This is a genomic window from Flavobacterium denitrificans DSM 15936 (genome assembly GCF_000425445.1).
GTDB lineage: Bacteria > Bacteroidota > Bacteroidia > Flavobacteriales > Flavobacteriaceae > Flavobacterium > Flavobacterium denitrificans.
Map to the genome: position 1 here is coordinate 118,694 of NZ_KE384377.1, position 17,916 is coordinate 136,609.

20 protein-coding genes are annotated in these 17,916 nt (G+C 32.9%); 2 read left to right on the forward strand and 18 right to left on the reverse strand.

Going from position 1 to position 17,916, the window contains the following annotated elements:
• Nucleotides 1–248 precede the first annotated feature (248 nt).
• The 7 genes from H600_RS0112270 to H600_RS0112305 all read right to left on the reverse strand — a co-directional run bounded on the left by H600_RS0112270 (nucleotide 249) and on the right by H600_RS0112305 (nucleotide 7,547).
• Complete coding sequence (locus H600_RS0112270; RefSeq protein ID WP_026729058.1) at nucleotides 249–2,558, reverse strand: type IA DNA topoisomerase; 2,310 nt, start codon at nucleotides 2,556–2,558, stop codon at nucleotides 249–251.
• A 148-nt stretch (nucleotides 2,559–2,706) separates the two neighbouring features.
• Nucleotides 2,707–3,180 (reverse strand): hypothetical protein, encoded by a 474-nt coding sequence (locus H600_RS0112275; protein WP_026729059.1) that lies wholly within the window; start codon nucleotides 3,178–3,180, stop codon nucleotides 2,707–2,709.
• A gap of 5 nt (nucleotides 3,181–3,185) precedes the next feature.
• Nucleotides 3,186–3,680: an SRPBCC family protein gene (locus tag H600_RS0112280; protein ID WP_026729060.1), complete on the reverse strand. Its 495-nt coding sequence runs from the start codon at nucleotides 3,678–3,680 to the stop codon at nucleotides 3,186–3,188.
• A 154-nt stretch (nucleotides 3,681–3,834) separates the two neighbouring features.
• A complete protein-coding gene (locus tag H600_RS22895) occupies nucleotides 3,835–3,987 on the reverse strand; it encodes a hypothetical protein (RefSeq protein WP_157509917.1) in 153 nt (50 codons plus the stop codon).
• Nucleotides 3,988–4,456: 469 nt separating this feature from the next.
• Nucleotides 4,457–5,143: a hypothetical protein gene (locus H600_RS22050; protein ID WP_051234420.1), complete on the reverse strand. Its 687-nt coding sequence runs from the start codon at nucleotides 5,141–5,143 to the stop codon at nucleotides 4,457–4,459.
• 540 nt (nucleotides 5,144–5,683) lie between these two features.
• Nucleotides 5,684–6,748, reverse strand: a complete 1,065-nt coding sequence (locus H600_RS0112300) for a restriction endonuclease (protein ID WP_026729061.1) — start codon at nucleotides 6,746–6,748, stop codon at nucleotides 5,684–5,686.
• Nucleotides 6,749–6,947: 199 nt separating this feature from the next.
• On the reverse strand, nucleotides 6,948–7,547 hold the full coding sequence (locus H600_RS0112305; protein ID WP_157509918.1) for a hypothetical protein: 600 nt from the start codon (nucleotides 7,545–7,547) through the stop codon (nucleotides 6,948–6,950).
• A gap of 284 nt (nucleotides 7,548–7,831) precedes the next feature.
• Here H600_RS0112305 and prfA point away from each other — a divergent pair, with 284 nt between their 5' ends.
• Entirely contained in the window at nucleotides 7,832–8,908 is a 1,077-nt protein-coding gene (prfA, locus tag H600_RS0112310; RefSeq protein WP_026729063.1) for a peptide chain release factor 1, read from the forward strand.
• 645 nt (nucleotides 8,909–9,553) lie between these two features.
• Nucleotides 9,554–10,885, forward strand: coding sequence for a DUF5723 family protein (locus tag H600_RS0112315; protein ID WP_026729064.1), 1,332 nt, complete (start codon nucleotides 9,554–9,556; stop codon nucleotides 10,883–10,885).
• A gap of 412 nt (nucleotides 10,886–11,297) precedes the next feature.
• Here the strand turns inward: H600_RS0112315 and H600_RS0112320 are convergent, their stop codons facing one another.
• From H600_RS0112320 to H600_RS0112365, 11 genes are all read right to left on the reverse strand, one after another.
• Complete coding sequence (locus H600_RS0112320) at nucleotides 11,298–11,675, reverse strand: hypothetical protein (RefSeq protein ID WP_026729065.1); 378 nt, start codon at nucleotides 11,673–11,675, stop codon at nucleotides 11,298–11,300.
• Nucleotides 11,676–11,707: 32 nt separating this feature from the next.
• Nucleotides 11,708–12,067, reverse strand: a complete 360-nt coding sequence (locus H600_RS0112325; protein WP_026729066.1) for a hypothetical protein — start codon at nucleotides 12,065–12,067, stop codon at nucleotides 11,708–11,710.
• 38 nt (nucleotides 12,068–12,105) lie between these two features.
• The gene (locus H600_RS0112330; protein ID WP_026729067.1) at nucleotides 12,106–12,390 is read right to left on the reverse strand and encodes a YtxH domain-containing protein; all 285 of its coding nucleotides are present in this window, start codon (nucleotides 12,388–12,390) and stop codon (nucleotides 12,106–12,108) included.
• A gap of 47 nt (nucleotides 12,391–12,437) precedes the next feature.
• On the reverse strand, nucleotides 12,438–12,590 hold the full coding sequence (locus tag H600_RS22900) for a lmo0937 family membrane protein (RefSeq protein WP_109192514.1): 153 nt from the start codon (nucleotides 12,588–12,590) through the stop codon (nucleotides 12,438–12,440).
• 37 nt (nucleotides 12,591–12,627) lie between these two features.
• Entirely contained in the window at nucleotides 12,628–13,272 is a 645-nt protein-coding gene (locus H600_RS0112335) for a porin family protein (protein WP_026729068.1), read from the reverse strand.
• Nucleotides 13,273–13,308: 36 nt separating this feature from the next.
• Entirely contained in the window at nucleotides 13,309–13,839 is a 531-nt protein-coding gene (locus H600_RS0112340) for a DUF4142 domain-containing protein (RefSeq protein WP_245176561.1), read from the reverse strand.
• A 253-nt stretch (nucleotides 13,840–14,092) separates the two neighbouring features.
• Nucleotides 14,093–15,877, reverse strand: a complete 1,785-nt coding sequence (locus tag H600_RS0112345; protein ID WP_026729070.1) for a sensor histidine kinase — start codon at nucleotides 15,875–15,877, stop codon at nucleotides 14,093–14,095.
• Nucleotides 15,878–15,892: 15 nt separating this feature from the next.
• Nucleotides 15,893–16,342 (reverse strand): response regulator, encoded by a 450-nt coding sequence (locus tag H600_RS0112350; RefSeq protein WP_026729071.1) that lies wholly within the window; start codon nucleotides 16,340–16,342, stop codon nucleotides 15,893–15,895.
• A gap of 21 nt (nucleotides 16,343–16,363) precedes the next feature.
• On the reverse strand, nucleotides 16,364–16,915 hold the full coding sequence (locus tag H600_RS0112355) for a helix-turn-helix domain-containing protein (protein WP_026729072.1): 552 nt from the start codon (nucleotides 16,913–16,915) through the stop codon (nucleotides 16,364–16,366).
• A gap of 162 nt (nucleotides 16,916–17,077) precedes the next feature.
• Nucleotides 17,078–17,263 (reverse strand): CsbD family protein, encoded by a 186-nt coding sequence (locus tag H600_RS0112360; RefSeq protein ID WP_026729073.1) that lies wholly within the window; start codon nucleotides 17,261–17,263, stop codon nucleotides 17,078–17,080.
• 108 nt (nucleotides 17,264–17,371) lie between these two features.
• A complete protein-coding gene (locus H600_RS0112365) occupies nucleotides 17,372–17,842 on the reverse strand; it encodes a Dps family protein (protein WP_026729074.1) in 471 nt (156 codons plus the stop codon).
• Nucleotides 17,843–17,916: the final 74 nt, after the last annotated feature.

Here is a 17,916-nt window from a genome sequence, read left to right on the forward strand (position 1 = left end):
CACACGAATTTCCACGAATTTATTTTTGAAAATTTGTGATATGAATTTTGGCCACAGATTAAAAGGATTAAAATGATCTTTTCTCTCGCAGATTTAGCAAATATGGCAGATTTAATTTATAATTAGAAGCTAAAAAAAATCACTTAAAAGCTAATTTTCAAGAGAAAAAAATTAGTAAAAATTAGTGCAATTCGTGGCGAAAAAATAAAAAATCATTTTAATCTTTTTAATCTGTGGCTAAAAAAAACTTAAACGCTTTCGCACAAAATAGAATAAACCAATTCCTTTGTTGGTTTTTGATCTCCAAGTTTAGTTCGAACATCATCAAAAGTAACTTTAAAATCACAGCCCGATTTATATTCGGCGCAACCATAAGCAGTTTTGCCTTTTAGGATGGTTCCTTTTTTGCATTTCGGACACGTTAAAGAATCTGATGTTTCTTTTGATGCTGATTTCGTTTCGGTTTTCTTAGGCTCTAATTTCAGTTTGTAGTTTTCTTCAAAGCGAATTAGGCCTTCAACCGTTCCAGAATCGGTTTTAAAACCTTTTATGTTGACGGTTGAACCTTTCTGAACCAATCTCAAATATTGAGCTTCAGTGATTTTTTTGTCATGAAAAACAAAAGGCAACACAAAATCGCAACCCGATTTGTATTCACTGCATCCAAAAGCCGATTTTCCTTTTATCAAATTTCCTTTTTGGCATTTCGGACAAGTTTCGGCCGTAATTCCAGATGATTTCTTTTTCTCTTTTTCAGCTTTTACAACAGGCTTCTGAATCGTTGCAGCATGCGAAATATTGGCATGTTTGGTTTCACTTCGCACTTCATAAACCAAAGCTTCCACCATGCGTTTCATGTTTCTAATAAACGCCGCAGCGGTGAAAGTTCCTTTTTCGATATCTTTCAATTGTTTTTCCCAAGTTCCGGTAAGTTCAGCTGATTTTACCAATTCATTCTGAATCGTATCAATCAATTGAATTCCGGTTAAAGTCGGTAAAACCTGTTTTTTGTTTCGAACAATATATTGACGTTTGAAAAGCGTCTCGATAATATTTGCTCGCGTTGATGGACGCCCAATTCCGTTTTCTTTCATCAATTCGCGTAAATCTTCGTCATCAACTTGTTTTCCAGCGGTTTCCATAGCACGCAGTAAAGTCGCTTCGGTAAACTGATTTGGCGGTTTGGTTTCTTTTTGAAGAAATGAAGGTTCGTGTGGCCCTTTTTCGCCCACAACAAAACTCGGCAATAAATCCGGTTCTTTTTCTTTCGCATTTGGATCTTCAAAAACCACTCTGAAACCTTTTTTCAAGATTTCTTTTCCGGTTGCTTTAAACATGACCTCAGCCGCTTTTCCAATTACGGTTGTGTTGGCAACCAAACAATCATCATAAAAAACAGCAATAAAACGTTTGGTAATAATATCATAAACCTGTTGTTGGTTATATGGAAGATTGTTTTGAATTCCCGTTGGAATAATGGCGTGGTGATCGGTTACTTTTTTATCGTTGAAAACCTTTGGTGATTTTTTGATTTTTTTCTCCAAAATAGGTTGAGTCAATTCGGAGTAATTGGTTAATTTTTGCAGAATTCCCGGCACTTTCGGATATATATCCCCTGGTAAAAAAGTCGTATCTACTCTGGGATATGTAATAACTTTTTGCTCGTACAAAGTTTGTGCTATTTTCAAAGTTTCTTCTGCCGAAAATCCAAACTTTTGGTTGCAATACACCTGTAAACCCGTTAAATCAAAGAGTTTCGGAGCATATTCGTTTCCGTTCTTTTTGTCAACAGAAACAATTTCGAACTCACTTTCTTTTACTTTTTCGGCTAGGATTTCTCCATCTTCTTTGTTTAGGAAACGGCCTTCTTCATAACTAAAAAGGGTTTCTCTGTACAAAGTCTGCAATTCCCAATACGGCTGTGGTTTGAAATTTTCAATTTCTCTAAAACGTTCCACAACCATTGCCAGCGTTGGGGTTTGTACACGCCCGATAGACAAAACTTGTTTGTAGCCACCATGTTTTACGGTATACAAACGCGTGGCATTCATTCCTAAAAGCCAATCGCCAATCGCTCTTGAAAATCCAGCGTAGAACAAATTATCATAATTAGAAGAGGGTTTTAAGTTTTCAAAACCTTCTTTTATCGCTTCTGTAGTCAAAGATGAAATCCATAAACGCTGAATTTCGCCTTTGTAATGCGCCTCATTCATTACCCAGCGCTGAATCAATTCTCCTTCTTGTCCAGCATCCCCGCAGTTTATCACCACTTCGGCTTTGTCAAAAAGACTTTTAATGATTTTAAACTGTTTTTGGATTCCCGAATTCTGAACGACTTTGGTTTCGAACTTTTCAGGAAGCATTGGCAAGTTATTCAAATCCCAGCTTTTCCAATGCGGTTTGTAATCGTTGGGTTCTTTTAAGGTGCATAAATGCCCGAAAGTGTAAGTCACCGCATAACCGTTGCCTTCGTAATAGCCATCGTGCTTGGTATTGGCACCTAATACAGATGCGATTTCACGTGCTACACTTGGTTTCTCGGCAATACAGACCTTCATTTTTTCCTTTCTTGATTAATAGGCGAAATTAGGGATTTTTCTTTGAAGGGGCAAAGAGGCAAAGTGACAGAGTTGCAAAGCCATTTACTTTGCTCTCATAATGGTCATTAATTATCAGAATGAACTGAAAAATTTGTTTTGTTCTAAATTAATTATCTATTTCAAATATTGTTTTGAAATTCTTTTCAAATTTTCTCTTTTTATAAGACATCATTATATTGGAAAATGAACCAAGAATTATATTAAACGTATTGAATGATAAATAGACTAACAAAGGGGATTTTTCAATAATGAATATAGTGTTGAATAAAATAAATGCGATAATAGGAAAGTAACGAATCCAATAATATCCAAACTTAATTGAGGTTATTTTATAGGATACTTCGGTTTGATTTAGATTATTAGATTTAATTTTTCCTTCTAAGATAAATGGAATAGGATGCAGTATTGCATTTTTGGTAATCTTAAAATCATTTTGATTTGAATAGCCATAAAATAATTTATTTTTTTCGCCAATAAGGTTAAATGCATGAAGAGGACTTCCACTAATTTTTGGATTACCTAATTTAGTGTTTAGTTTTAGCCTTTTTCGAAATTCTTCAATGTTTAGTTGGGATATCATTTTCGTTAATTATTAATCATCGGATTCAAATTACCATCTTTATTTCTTAAATCCAATCCGCCCTCACAAACCGATTTAAGATTAGTCAGATAAAAATGCCAGCCGTTTGAACAGCCCAATCTGATGTACTGTTTTGAATAATCATCGGTTGGGATGTTATGATGACGCAATTCAACTATAGTGTAGTCGTTTGTTTTGCTCAATATTACATCGACCAGACACTCGCCTTCAAAAGTGAATTGCAAGTGGTCTTTTCCATTGGCAGAAATGATTTTTCCTTTCATTTTGTCATCATACAAATACCAAAGCCATTCATAGGCATAACCTTCAGAAACGTTTTGATCTTTGCTTATTAATTCCTGATTTGCATCAAAAAAGGAAACTTTTTCTAGAAACCATTTTTCTAATTCAGATGCTTTTGTCCATGCATTATAAATGTCTGAAAGCTTCGCTTTAATGGCAATTTTTTTTGTAAAGGATGTCCAGTCGAAATTTTCCATAAGAGCTAATATTGTTTTCGAGTTAGAAAGAAGATATACTAAATAAAAAAATGATTAAAACAAATATAGGATATTCCGCTAAGCTTTTATTTTAGAAAAAAGCCACAGAAAGTATTTTCCTGTGGCTTTGTAGTAAATCAAAGTTTGATATTGTTTATTTTTTTTGTTTCAAATGTTTGTTTAGAAATTTTTTCATTGCACCATAAAAATCAATACTATTGTCTTGATTTCTAAAACCGTGTCCTTCATCATTTTTGACCATATATTCTACAACAACCAGTTCGCTATCGCTCGTGTGCAAATCCACGCTATCGGATTAAGATTATTGTTTGTTTTTTTTTGTTGCTATATAAATGATATAACTGAAACTTAAAACATAAGTCACAAAGCTTATAAATGAAATTAATGTATTGTTCATTTTTGAGGTAGCAATATTTGTTCCGATTCCAGTAATAAAAAGGAGAATAGCAAGTAGAATTTTTGTTGAATTTCGCATGAATTGTAATTGAATTTGATTTAGTATGGGGTAATTTTTTCTTGTAAAGGTTCGTATATACCCGCTGTGCAAATGTCTCTGACTTTAAAAATCATTCTGCTTATAAAAATAATAATTTTAGATCGATTTGGGAAAAGTCGGGAGACTTTTGACAGGTTTATAGTTTTTAAGAAGGTAAAAAAAATACGCAAAGTCAGAGACGTTTGCGTAGCGCTTAGGACGGAACACTTCGTAGAGCGGGGGCGGGTTTTAATCGTGTAGAAATTTTATTTGTAATTTTTTAATTTTTGATAAGCGAAAAAGTTCCGCTTAACTTTTTTATTGAATTTTTAGAATTTGCGTTTTCAATTAGTAAGTTATCAAGATGTCTATTTGAAAATTCCACATTGAATTTTTCCTGAATCTCTTTTTTCAATTCATAACACTTGCAGAAAAATTTTGCGTATTCAGTATCAACATTTTCTAATTCTGTAAGATGCTTTAAATCCTTTGAAACTTTCGTTTTAAACGATCTTAATGCTTCGACTGCTCTTGTATCATAAATAAAAAACAATTCTGGTAAATGAAAATGTAAATACTTAGAAACCAGAGAGCGTTTGTTCTGTTCGGTAATTGCATGTATAACTTTTGTCAAATAATGATGAGTTTCTAAGACAAGTTTTAGGTTTTCATTATTTAATGCTTCAAAATTTTTAAGCTTGTTTAAATGGCTATCTAAATCTGACTTTAGAAATGTTGAAGCAACAGTATCGATGTAAAAGTTGTCATTAATATCATTATTTTTTGTTTTGCGCCTTTCAATTGCTGCAGCATAAATTCTACCAATAAATAAAACTTTGGCTAAAATGTGTTCATCAGTTTTGTGTTCAAAATTTTCTCTGCACATTTTGTAAAGAATTTCATTGGCGAAATGCCATACATTATTTCGCATAGCATTTTCAATTTCTCTTTTTGATAATTCTTTCACGGTTAAAGAGTTAAATTTAAATTGTCTCCGCTGCGCAAATGTCTCTAACTTTGCACCACTTTGTTATAATTTGTTTAAAACATAAACGCCTCAAAGTCTCTGACTTTAAAATCATTATTGCTTATAAATATAATAATTTTAGATCGATTCGGAAAAAGTCGGGAGACTTTTGACAGTTTTTTAGTTTTTAAGAACGTAGAAAAAATTACGCAAAGTCAGAGACATTTGCGTAGCGTTTCATTAGCACTCTTCGCGGAGCGTGGGGTTTAAAAGAAATTTATAAAAAAATATCAGAAGAATTACTGTTCTAAATCTTTAAGAAATTGTTTGTGACATTTTTAAATAATAAACAAAAGCTACATGATTTCATGTAGCTTTTGTTTTTATAATTTGTATTATGTCTTACTGTTGCGGGCACAGATTGCAAATCTGCGCTAACGAACTGTGGAGATATATCTGCGCGATCGGGTAATGAACTGTAGAGATATATCTGTGCGATCGGGTTGCATGCACAATCATGACGCTCGCGCCAGTAGGGGGCTACGATCTTGTAAGTTTAACTAACATTTCGTCAATTTTTGCTCTTAAGATTATAGCTGGTTCATCACCATTATCTTTAAGTTTTAACATATTGCAAATGTCCTCTGATGTTAAAATAACAATTAATTTACCAGCCTCCTTTAATGCTCCTTTTGCGGCTTTTATAGCATTGTTATCTGCTCCATTTCTTGCTATAATAAAACTAACAGAGCGCAAAGCAGTTAAGAATAAATATTTCTCTGTTGTATAAATTTGACCTTGCTTAATTTCTTCTGTATAATTTTTAAATTCAAACAGTACATATCTTGTGTGAAAATCATGAGCAAGTTCAGTCCAAAATGTATTTTGATGAGAAGAAATAATTCTGCATAGTAAATCAAATCTATGTAAACCATCATCTGTTGTAGGTTGGGTTTCCCATAAAGTTAAATCCGTTTTGTTGTTAAATAGATATTTTAGAATATCAATACATTTATTTTCAAATTTTATTGCATCATCTTTACCCGGTTTTAAAGCATGTAAATCTTTACAAAGTTTTTCACCTTCATTTTCTGGTTCTTTTGCCTTTATTGTTGATACACTATTAAGCGATGTAATTATTGTTGATTTATAATCATTATCGACTATCATTAAATCATCTAAAGGTTCGTTAAATGCTCTTGTTAAAATATTTTCAAGATCATAGTAAAGCGTAGAATAATCAAATGCTAAAGAAAAAAGGGTTTTTGCATCCCAGATCGTCACACCAGTTTCTTTGTATATCTCTTGTTTCAAACTTGGTGTTATGTAACTAGAAACAACTAAAATAAGGATAATTTTTTCATCATCTTTTTGTGAAAGTAATCTAAGATAAGCTTTTCTTAAAAGATCTAATTTAGGAAGTTTGCTTTTGTAAAATTTAACTTCAACATACGCAAACTTATCGTCGATTTTAGCTGAAAAATCGTAAGCATTTTTTTTTGATGGAATTTCTGTTTTAAATCCATTATTATGAAAAATGGCTTGAACAAGTTTTTCAAATTCTATATAAATTGGAGAGTCATCAAATGGTAATATTTTGTCCATGAATTTTTAAGTTATAAATTTACAAAATTTAGATGTTTAGGATGTTTAATGTTGGTACTAGAATCTTAGACTGTAGATTGGGAATGTATTCTAATTATAAAATCGATATGTTTTAATAATTTAAGTTTAAAAGCAAACATCGTATTTAATCTAATTTTACCACCTAGTAAAAATACCTGATTATAAAAAATCACAAGAATTATTTAATCTCCTTCAACATAGTAAGCAATTCTGGAATTTTCCCTACCTGTGTTTCTGTCCAGAAATAATGTTCATAATCTGTAACACCATTATCTTTTAAATAAATAGATATTCTTCTTGAACTTTTTTCAATATAAAAACTAAAGGTTATTTCTCGAGAATTAAAAATATAAGTAGTAGATTGATTTCTTTCAGTCTTTTCTTTAAGATTAGGAATAACATATGTCTCAATAAATAATATGAATTCGTCCACTTCGTTTAAATCAATCCACGAAGACTTAAAATAATTATTACTTTTCCCAAGGAATTGAGAAGAAACAGTCATATCCATTTGTAACGATTTGACTTTTTGGCTAGATTTTAAATCCATTGCTTCAACAGGAAAGAAAGAAACTATTTCTCCAATTCCAGATTTAAATTCAGCTTTCACATTCCAGTCTTTATTTATTTGGGTTATCTCTGCATTATCGATAAACTGTCTAGTTTCAGAATTTGGTTTTTGAGAATAAATTTTTGTAATTAATAAAAGTGACAAAAATGTGATAAGTAGTTTTTTAGTTTCCATTTTAATAATTATTGAAGTTATTAATTGTTTCAAAAATAACTTTTTAGAGTTCAAATACTTTACGGAAAACCGTAAACAATATTATGGAAACCAAAACACCTAGCCCCGATAGCAGCGGCATCCTTTTTAGGCAAACGAAAAAGATCTTGTTAAACTGTAAACTTTCTGCCTAAAAAGATATAGCGAATAGCGGGAAACAGCTCCTAAAAACGATCCTAATTCCACTAAATATTCAACTTAAATTCCCCAAAAAATAACCACTAGAATAATCCACAAAAATTTCGTAATTTTGCCGTCCAAATAAAAGGAATTAGAAAATGTTAGATAGACTTCAATATGTAAAGCAGCGTTTTGATGAGATTTCGGATTTGATTATTCAGCCGGATGTTATTTCTGATCAAAAGCGTTATAAGCTACTCAACCAAGAATATAAAAGCATTAAAGCTTTGGTTGAAAAGAGAGAAGAATACATTCTTGTTTTAGCAAATATTGACGAAGCAAACGAAATTATTGCTGACGGAAGCGATGCCGATATGGTGGAAATGGCTAAAATGCAACTGGATGAAGCAAAAGAGCGTTTGCCGGAATTGGAAGACGAAATCAAATTTATGTTGATTCCTAAAGATCCTGAAGATGCTAAAAATGTTATGGTGGAGATTCGCGCGGGAACGGGTGGAGATGAAGCGAGTATTTTTGCAGGTGACTTGTTCAGAATGTACACTAAATATTGCGAAAGCATGGGATGGAGAACTTCTGTTGTGGATATGAACGAAGGTACTTCGGGTGGTTTCAAAGAGGTTATTTTTGAAGTTACTGGAGAAGATGTGTACGGAACTTTGAAGTTTGAAGCGGGTGTTCACCGTGTGCAACGTGTTCCGCAGACTGAAACACAAGGACGTGTACATACATCGGCAGCGACGGTTATGGTTTTGCCAGAAGCGGAGGAGTTTGATGTTCAGGTTGATATGAACGATGTTCGTGTGGATTTCTTCTGTTCGTCAGGACCTGGAGGACAGTCGGTAAATACAACGAAATCGGCTGTACGTTTAACACACATTCCAACTGGATTGGTAGCGCAATGTCAGGATGAGAAATCACAGCACAAAAATAAAGATAAGGCTTTAATGGTATTGCGTTCTCGTTTGTACGAAATGGAATTGGCTAAAAAGCAAGAGGAAGATGCTAAAAAACGTAGTTCTCAGGTAAGTTCTGGTGACCGTTCGGCAAAAATCCGTACTTACAATTATGCTCAAGGTCGTGTAACGGATCATAGAGTTGGTTTGACGCTTTACGATTTAGGAAACATTATGAACGGCGATATTCAGAAAATCGTTGCAGAGCTTCAATTGGTAAACAATATGGAGAAATTGAAGGAAGCGTCAGAAGTTTACTAACGTAAACTTCTTAGGTTCTGAGATGCTAAGATTCTAAGGTTTCTCTTTTGGAATCTATAAATATTTAAAAGCCGAACTTACGTTCGGCTTTTTTTTTTGAATTATGGCGAAAAAATTAAAATATAGCCCGTGGTTTCAACCACGGGGACAGGATATAATAACGATTCATCGGCACGTAATAAATTTACGATTGATCTCCCGTGGTTTCAACCACGGGACTATGTTTAAAAACTTTGTGTTCGCGATAAGAAAAACTTAGAATCTTTGTCACTTTGTCACTTTGTTTCTTTGAGGAAAAATGCAAGAACCTTCCTAGATTTTTTGATTTTTTGATTTTTTTGTTCGATAAGTTGTTAAATTTATGAGATTAAATTGTTAATAAGTCTGGAATGGATTTTATGGACTAGTTGCTTTAAATTAAGATTAGTACTATAATGTATTTTTGCAAAGTAAGATTAATAGCATTATTGCTAAAACTTAGTCCCGAAGCCTCGGGATAGCATCTTAGTGTCTTAGCATCTGAGAAAAAAACTTCCCAAATCGATCTGATTTGGGAAGTTTTTTTTTGTCCTTTTTTTGTTAATATTTGTCTGCTTTTTTGAAAGAAAGTATAAACAAACCAACCAACCAGTTTAAAAAAAATCTATGAAGAGAACTTTACTTTTATTTTGCTTCTTTGGAAGCTTTTTTTATGCGCGATCGCAATCGTATTTTGGATTTAGAGATGATAATTATGCCGGAATTCAAGGTGTTTTATTTAATCCGTCGGTGATTGTGGATTCGAAATACAAGTCGGATGTTACGATTTTCTCGGCAAGTGCAACGGGACAAAATGATTTGTACGGACTTAATTTCGCTGAAGTTTTAGACGGAAATTACGATATCCAAGCTGATGCCAGCAAAAACATAAAATCTAACAATCGTGGCAATTTGAATGTCGATATTATGGGGCCGTCGTTTACGCTGAATATTACGCCTGTGCATAGTATTGCACTTTATTCGCGTGTGCGAAGCGTGACAAGCCTTGTTGATGTAAACGGCCAATTGATTGATGAGGTCAGCAAAGATCTTGATGCGTCAAACAGTTTTTTGATTCAGGGCGGAAATCCAAACGGTGTGAGTAATACTTGGGCGGAAATTGGAGCAAGTTACGCAACCGTTTTATTAGACGAGGATGATCATTTTGTGAAAGGAGGACTTACTGTTAAGTATTTAATGGCTGGTGTGAACGGCTATATCAACGGAAATGATTTGAGTGTGGCTTTCACTAAAAATAATGCCAATCCAGAGCAGAGCCAATACTTATCAACTGGAACTTTAAGAACTGCCGCAAGTTATGATTATGAGAACGGCAATGATCCGAAGTTTGATGGTTCATCGGCAGGAGTGGGATTAGATCTGGGTTTTACCTATGAATACCGCACGAATTGTCATACTTGTATTGGGAATCGTTACAAATTCAAAGCGGCAGCATCTGTAACAGATATTGGAAAAATCAACTACAAAGACCTTGTTGAAAATACATATAATTTAGCAGGAAGAGTTTCGCAGGATGATATTGATAGTGCGGAAAATATTTTTGAATTCTTTGATACACATTACACAAAAGTTTCGTCAAAAACCGGGGTAAAAGCTAATTTGCCAACAGCAGTCCACACAAATTTTGATTGGAATATAGACAATAAATTCTACCTAAATTTAAGCACTGATTGGAGTTTAGTTGATGCAAAAAAAGTAAACGGAACGGCAATTGCAAATTCGGTTACTTTCACGCCAAGATTTGAAACCAGACAATTCAGTTTTTATCTTCCAGTAACGTATATGGAATTTAGCGGCACGCAAATAGGAACTGGTTTTAGAGCTGGTCCTTTGTTTGTGGGTTCTGGATCTTTGATTTCAAATTTGTTTTCAAACACTTCTAAAGCATGCAATTTGTACGTAGGCTTGAAATTGCCGATTTATCAGAATTATAATTAAAGCTACTAAGACTCTAAGTTGCTAAGATTCTGAGTTGCTAAGATTCTGAGTTGCTGAGCTTCTAAGTTTTGCTGTGGATTGTATTTCTGAAATTTAGAAATTAAGAACAAAAAAAGGCCGAACTTTATGTTCGGCCTTTTTCTATGCTTAGTATTCCAACTTCTAAGGACTTAGCATCTTAGTAGCTTAGAATCTTAGCATCTTAAAATATAGTGTGTATTAACCGTTTAATCGTTTGATTTAAAAGAAAAATATTCGATTAGAAAAAACGTATAAACAAAGTTAGATACCGAGAAATACTCTTGTGTATTCAAAACATTTATATAGGTTAGAGTACATGTACACACCGTTTTTTATTATTATATCGCTAAACTTTTCCATAATATAAAAAATTAAGTTTTGACAATTACTCTTATGATGGTTCGTATTGTGATGATGCTTCTTCTGAAGTTTCACCTGTTGATTCGTGTTGTGGTTTCGAAACCAGATTGGTTATCACCAGCTGAACGATTGAGCCCAAAATCCCTTTAAAAAACGAATCGCTTTTTCCGACGATAAATCGTTTGGCCAAATATCCAATTCCGATACTGATGGCTGATTGAGCAATGTGGCTTTTAAAACCAACCGTTTCGTTGATTTCCTCAACCGTGTTGCGAATCAAGTTAAGAGGCTTTAAATTCTCTTTTATCTCGTCAATTTCATCTTTGATGGAACACCATTCAGCGTCTTGACGATCTTCTAACAACTTTATTCTCTGATTTAATTGATCAATAGTGTAAATAGGCTCCATAGCAGTCTCTTTTAATTATTAATAGTTTTAAATCAGTTTTGTTTCTCCTTTAAGATACTTGAAATAATAGTGTTTCCAATTGGTGTTTTGATCAATTTGTGATGGGTTTTGTGTATCACAATAGCGACAATCAAATAAAAAAGCGCCATGATAAAAAAGCCATAGTAATACTCTCCAAGTTCTTTTCCTACCCATAAACTAATCCCGATATTAAGAAACAGGGTAAAAAATGCAACAACAACGCCGACTGCTATCTTTGATGTTAAGGTTGATACCACATCGGCGACTGAACATACTGTTTTGAGTTTAAGTAATTCCAAACTCGTTTTAGCATAGTTTTCCGCTTTTTCATAAAGATTTAAGTTCTCATTTGTTGTTGCATTTGGTTCCATGATATAAGGTATTTAGGGTTTAAAAATCTAACTTTTGATTAATAGTTTGATTTTACAGTTTTTGCCTCGTCTTTAATTGAATTGAAATCTTCTTTAACTTGGTTAAATTTAGATTTTCCTTCATCTACAATTTCTTTTCCGTTTGATTTGATTGTATCTACAATTCCGTCAAACTTTGATTTTAAATTATCTCCGTAATCTTTCGATTTATCTTTGATTTTTTTTCTTGTTTCTGACCCTTTATCTGGTGCAAACAATACTCCTAATAATGCTCCTGCTGCTGCAGCTCCAACAATTCCTAAAATGGTGTTACTTGCTTTCATAATATTTGATTTTAATGATTAATATATAATTGTTTAATATGTTATTTTTAAATTTCCCTGCCTTTGATAAGTCTAAGCAATACAGCAATAATGGCAATCACTAACAAGATGTGAATGATGCTTCCGAAGCTGTAAACAAAGAAACCAAGAGCCCAAAGAATAACCAGTATAACTGCGATTGTATATAATAAATTTGACATGGTTTTTATATTTAGAGGTTAATTAAAAATGTTTTTTCTAGTTTAGTTTATACGATAGGTATAAAGACAGATTGCTGTTTTTTGCGTCGGGAACTGTAAATGTAGTTCCGGCAACTGTTCTTTCTTTTCCAATAGTTGTTAGTCCGTAATTGTATCGTAGGCCAATGCTTATCGGACTAAAGTCTACTCCAATACCAGCTGATAAACCAGCATCAAATCGGTTTAAATCATCAGTATCAATTTCTTCGTCGAAGTTGAAATCGCCATCACCAGAAACTTTAGAGCCTACTAGGTATGATGCATATCCTCCGGCATGAATATTGAAATTTTTGGTAACGTTAACACGAACTAATAATGGAACTTCGATATAATTCAGTTTGAATTTTCCTGTTCCGCTTACAAAAGCATTGTCGTATTCTAATTCGGCACCTTTTGTAGTAAATAAGATCTCAGGCTGAATTGCTATAAAATCTGAAATTGGCAATGTTGCATAAACACCGGCATTGAAACCGTACAAAATATTTTCGTCGTCAGCATTATTGTTATATAAATTTGACATGTTGAATCCTCCTTTAACACCAAACTCTGTGGTTACATTTTCATCGTTTTGAGCTTGAAGCATTCCAAACGAAGCTGAGAAAAATAAGGCTAAGGCGCATAAAAATTTGATTTGCATTTTCATAATAAATAATTTAGTTAATAATAGATTTTAAGGCGTTTAAATAAACTCTGTTTTTAATCTTTGTGTTTCTCGCAAAAGTTGATACTGTTCTGGCAAATATTGAAGCACCAGTTTTAAAATCGTCTCATCATCCGTTTCAGTCGAAATTTTCTCAAACAGTTTAATCTGTTCGGTCAACGACTCCGAAATTGAATTCAGATAGGTTTTATTAAAAGTGGTTTCATCAGTATCAATCAATTCGTATAAATCTCTTTTATGCGCTACATTTATATCAGTAATGATGACAAGTTTTCTGTTTGCCATTGCTGCTATCTTTTGCAGTAATTGATTTTGATGATCTTCAATTTTTTTGCTTAAATCCTGTATCGGACTTTCTGAACTTTTTTGTGCAAATTGACTTTTTGAAATAAGAGTGTTGCTTACATTGGCGGCCGCAATAAAAAACGAAGTTTCTACCTGATCTTTATCATTTTTCTGTTTGTTGTTTAGGCCTAAAGCATCATTATTAAAGAAATTTGCTTTTTGATGTTCCTTCTTTCCGCATGCTGAAAAAAATAAACTAATCATTAAGAAAAAGACTTTAAAAATACCAGCTTTTATTAAGGGCATTGCTTTCATTATTACTTCATAAAGTATTACATTACAAAGTTGCTAACGAATAGCCTGTTTTGCCTTACAGCATAAAAAAGAAACGTTATATAATTCCCATAATCTGTTTATATAAAGGTTCTAAGGAGATTTTAGTCCTAAAAAAGAAGAGCGTTTACAGCCTAATTATTTTATTTGCTGTAAACGCTCTTTGTAAGAATTCGTATGTTTTTTAGTCTGGAAGAAAAACAGTGAAAATGGAACCTTTTCCTGGATCGCTGTCGGCCAAAATAAAACCTTTGTGGTTTTCGACAATTTTTTTGCAGATAGCTAAACCAATTCCAGTTCCCGGATAATCTGTTTTTGAATGCAGACGCTGAAAAAGAATAAAAATAGTTTCCTTGAACTGCGGATCAAATCCCATTCCGTTATCCTTAAAAGTGATTTTGTGGAATTTTTTTATAGTTTGTTCTAATATATCAGGATAATCGGCAGAAAGTACTTTCTCGCTTTCAATCACAATTTCAGGAATTCTGCCTAGTTGGCTGTATTTTAATGAATTTCCGATCAAGTTTATAAAAAGCTGTTCAATTTGATACGGAATAACTTCTAGTTTTGGCAGTTTTGAAGTTGTTATCACTGCTTTTTTCTCCTGAATAATCTCAGTCAGTTCAGATTCTGCGTTTTCGAGCAATTCATTTAAATTCGATTTTATAAACTCTTTTTTAGTTGTATTGGTTCTTGAAAACAAAAGCAAATCATCAATCAGTACACGCATTCTCTTTGCTGAACTTTCAATTTTAGAAAGATATTCTCTCGCGCTGTCGGACATTACAGCTTTGTCAGCATCAGAAACTCTAGAGATAAAAGTCTGGATTTTTCGCAATGGTTCTTGCAAATCATGGCTTGCAACATGATTGAATGAAGCCAGCTCTTTATTGCTTTTTTCTAATTCTTTATTTCTTTCCTGAAGTTCTATATTTAAAAGATGCTCATCTGTGATGTCAAAATTGATTCCGAGCAAAATTTTGCTTCCTTGTTGATCGGTCAATAATTTTCCGGTTGATTTAAAATGTCTGATTTCATGATCTGGACGAACGATTTTGTAATAAACAAAAGGAAGATTTTTTCTTTCAATAATGCCTTGCATTGATGCCTGAACGACATCTTTGTCATCTGGATGCACAAACTCTAAAAAGCTTTCTTTTTCAGGAATAAAAGAATTGGGTTCAACACCCAATAATCGAAACTGATTGTCTGAATAATCGATTTTGTTAGAATCCAGATCCCACTGCCAAGTGCTGAATTTACCTATAGTTTCAGACTCGGCCATCAAACCGCTGGAAATTAGAAGTTTTTTGTTGAATATTTTCAACCTTTCAAAATCACGGCTGATTTGTCTGTATGCCATCAAAATAAAAGTAAGTGCCGTTAAGAAAAGCGAAATAGAGAAAATTGGACTTAATGAAATTTCTTGGTCGTAAATTTTAAGTCGTTTTTCGAGATATTTTTTTTCAATATCATTCATTTTATCAACTTGAAAACGAATGTTTTCCATTTGAATTCGGCCACTAAACATATAATTGTCAAGTTTTCTTTTGTCGTAAGTTTTCGGCTCGCTGTATTTAAGGCAATTTTCAAAAGAGACAAATCGCTGAATGATGAGTTTGAATAAATTTTCGAGATTTTGTTGCTGAATCGGATTATCAGCGGTCAGTTTTTTTAGCGTTACAAAAGAGGCATTTACTTTGTCGCGTGAATAAAGATAAGGCGCCAAGAAACGGCCATTGCGTGTTATGATGTAACCGCGCTGGCCTGTTTCAGCATCTTTTATAGCCGACATTAATCGCTCCAATTGAATGTTTATTTCGTAGGTATGCATAACCAATTTGCTTGATTCATTCAAGTCTTGGTTATGTTTGTAAGCAATTGAAGAAAGGAATAACAGAATGAAAACTGCGATTACAAAAATAACTCTCAAAGAGTTTGAAGAATTAAAATTTGGTATCCATTTCATTAGGCAGGCTTATTCTTATTTTAGTCGGAGCAGGAAATTATCACGATTTAACCCGGAGGTATGATAGTGCCAGTTTACGGTCACGACTTCATTAATTATTTTTTTGAGCGTATTAAAATCGCTCGGTTTTTTAATATAAATATTAGCACCCTGTATAAACGTATCTTCAATATCTTCTTCAGATGATGAAGTAGAATAAATGGCAATGATAATGTTTTTAAGGCGTTCTGTTTTTTTGATTTCAATCAAACATTCCTTTCCAGTTTTCTTTGGCATATTTAAATCCAGAAACAAAATATCCGGAAGTTTGTTGTCAGGATTGTTTAAGTGATCCATCAATTGCATTCCGTCATGAACAAAATCTACATTGTTCTGAATTTTTATTTCCTCGAAAGCATCCTTGAAAAAAAGACGATCATCTTCGTCATCATCAGCCAATAAGATATATAATGCGTTTTTTTGCATTTTAGTATGGTATTTGAGTTTTTATTTTAGATTTTCTCTGCGTTTCTTGATTATTCTCTGAAAAGCCGATGGCGTAATTCCGGTTGTGTTTTTAAACTGCGTGCTCAAATGTGCGACACTCGAGTAGTTTAGTAAAAAAGCAATTTCGGTAAGGCTCATTTCGTTGATGATAATCAACTGTTTAGCTCTTTCGATTTTTTGTAAAATGATGAAATTTTCGATGGAAGAATAGGTTACTTCTGAAAAAACATTGGATAAATAACCGTAACTGTGATTTAGTTTTTCGGCTAAAAAAACAGAACTCTTATAATTATTGCTGTCTTCCATAAAAACCAGCTCAATTATAGCATCTTTAATTTTTTGTACTAAAACACTTTTTTGATTTTCTACAATTTCAAAACCGCATGGGCTCAAATTATTTTTTAAAGTTTCGAGTGCATCAGCATCAAGATTGTCTGCAATTTCAATCTCACCAAAACCTAGACTAGTAAAGTTAATATTCTGCTTGTCAAGGGTATGTTTGAGATAAAGAGAACAAATGGTATTAATGTCGAACTTTATAAATAGTTTCATTTTATAAAAATTTGGTTAAAGATACTTAATTTATTTTTGGCGATGGTGTTTAATGTTTAATAGAAATGCCGAAACGGTTTAAAATAAATAAAATTTTCAAAAAAATACCGTCTAATACTTTTTATTACTAGACGGTATTTCCTAGAATCGAGTTCAAGGTTTTTACAAATCTGAAAGCATCTGATGAAATTCTTCTTTGGTTTTACCCAATTTCTGCTGTAGTTTTCCGTACATCTCGTCTTCTTTTCCTTCAGCATAAATCAAATCATCATCTGTTAGTTCAGCATATTTTTGTTTCAATTTTCCTTTTAGCTCATTCCAGTTTCCTTTTATTTCGGTCGTATTCATGATTTTCGTTTTTTGTCGTTAATTATATTGTAAAGTTCCGATTTTAACGCAACGAAATTGTTACATGAATTTTGAATATCGCTGCATAATTTGCACTTTTTGTCTTTTTTAGGCTTTGTAACGACGCAATACCCAAGCCATTTTTTCATGTTCTTGAAGCAATCCCGTTACAAAATCTGCAGAGCCGGCATCATTTGTTTCATCAAAGACAGGAATATAATCTCTTAATTCTTTAACTAATTGTTCATGATTATCAAGAAGTTCTTCAAGCATATGTTTTTGCGAAGCGTATTCTTTTGGAGATTCTTTCAAAGTCGAATTTTCGATGAATTCTTTCATCGTTCCAATTGTTTTTTCTCCAAGTTGACTGATGCGTTCTGCAACTTCGTCAATTTTTGCTTCTAAAACTCGATATTGCTCTTCAAACAATTTATGCAATTCCATAAAACTGTTTCCTGAAATATTCCAATGAAATTTTCGAGTTTTTACATAAAGCGTCATTTCATTTGATAAAATCGTAGCTAATATACTTGTACTCTTTTTTAAGTTTGATGTCGAAATTCCAATATTTGGGCTCATAACGGTCTGATTTAAGGTTGATTTTCAAAATTATGGAAGAAGTATTTCTTTTTTCTTACATAATTTTTAAGAGT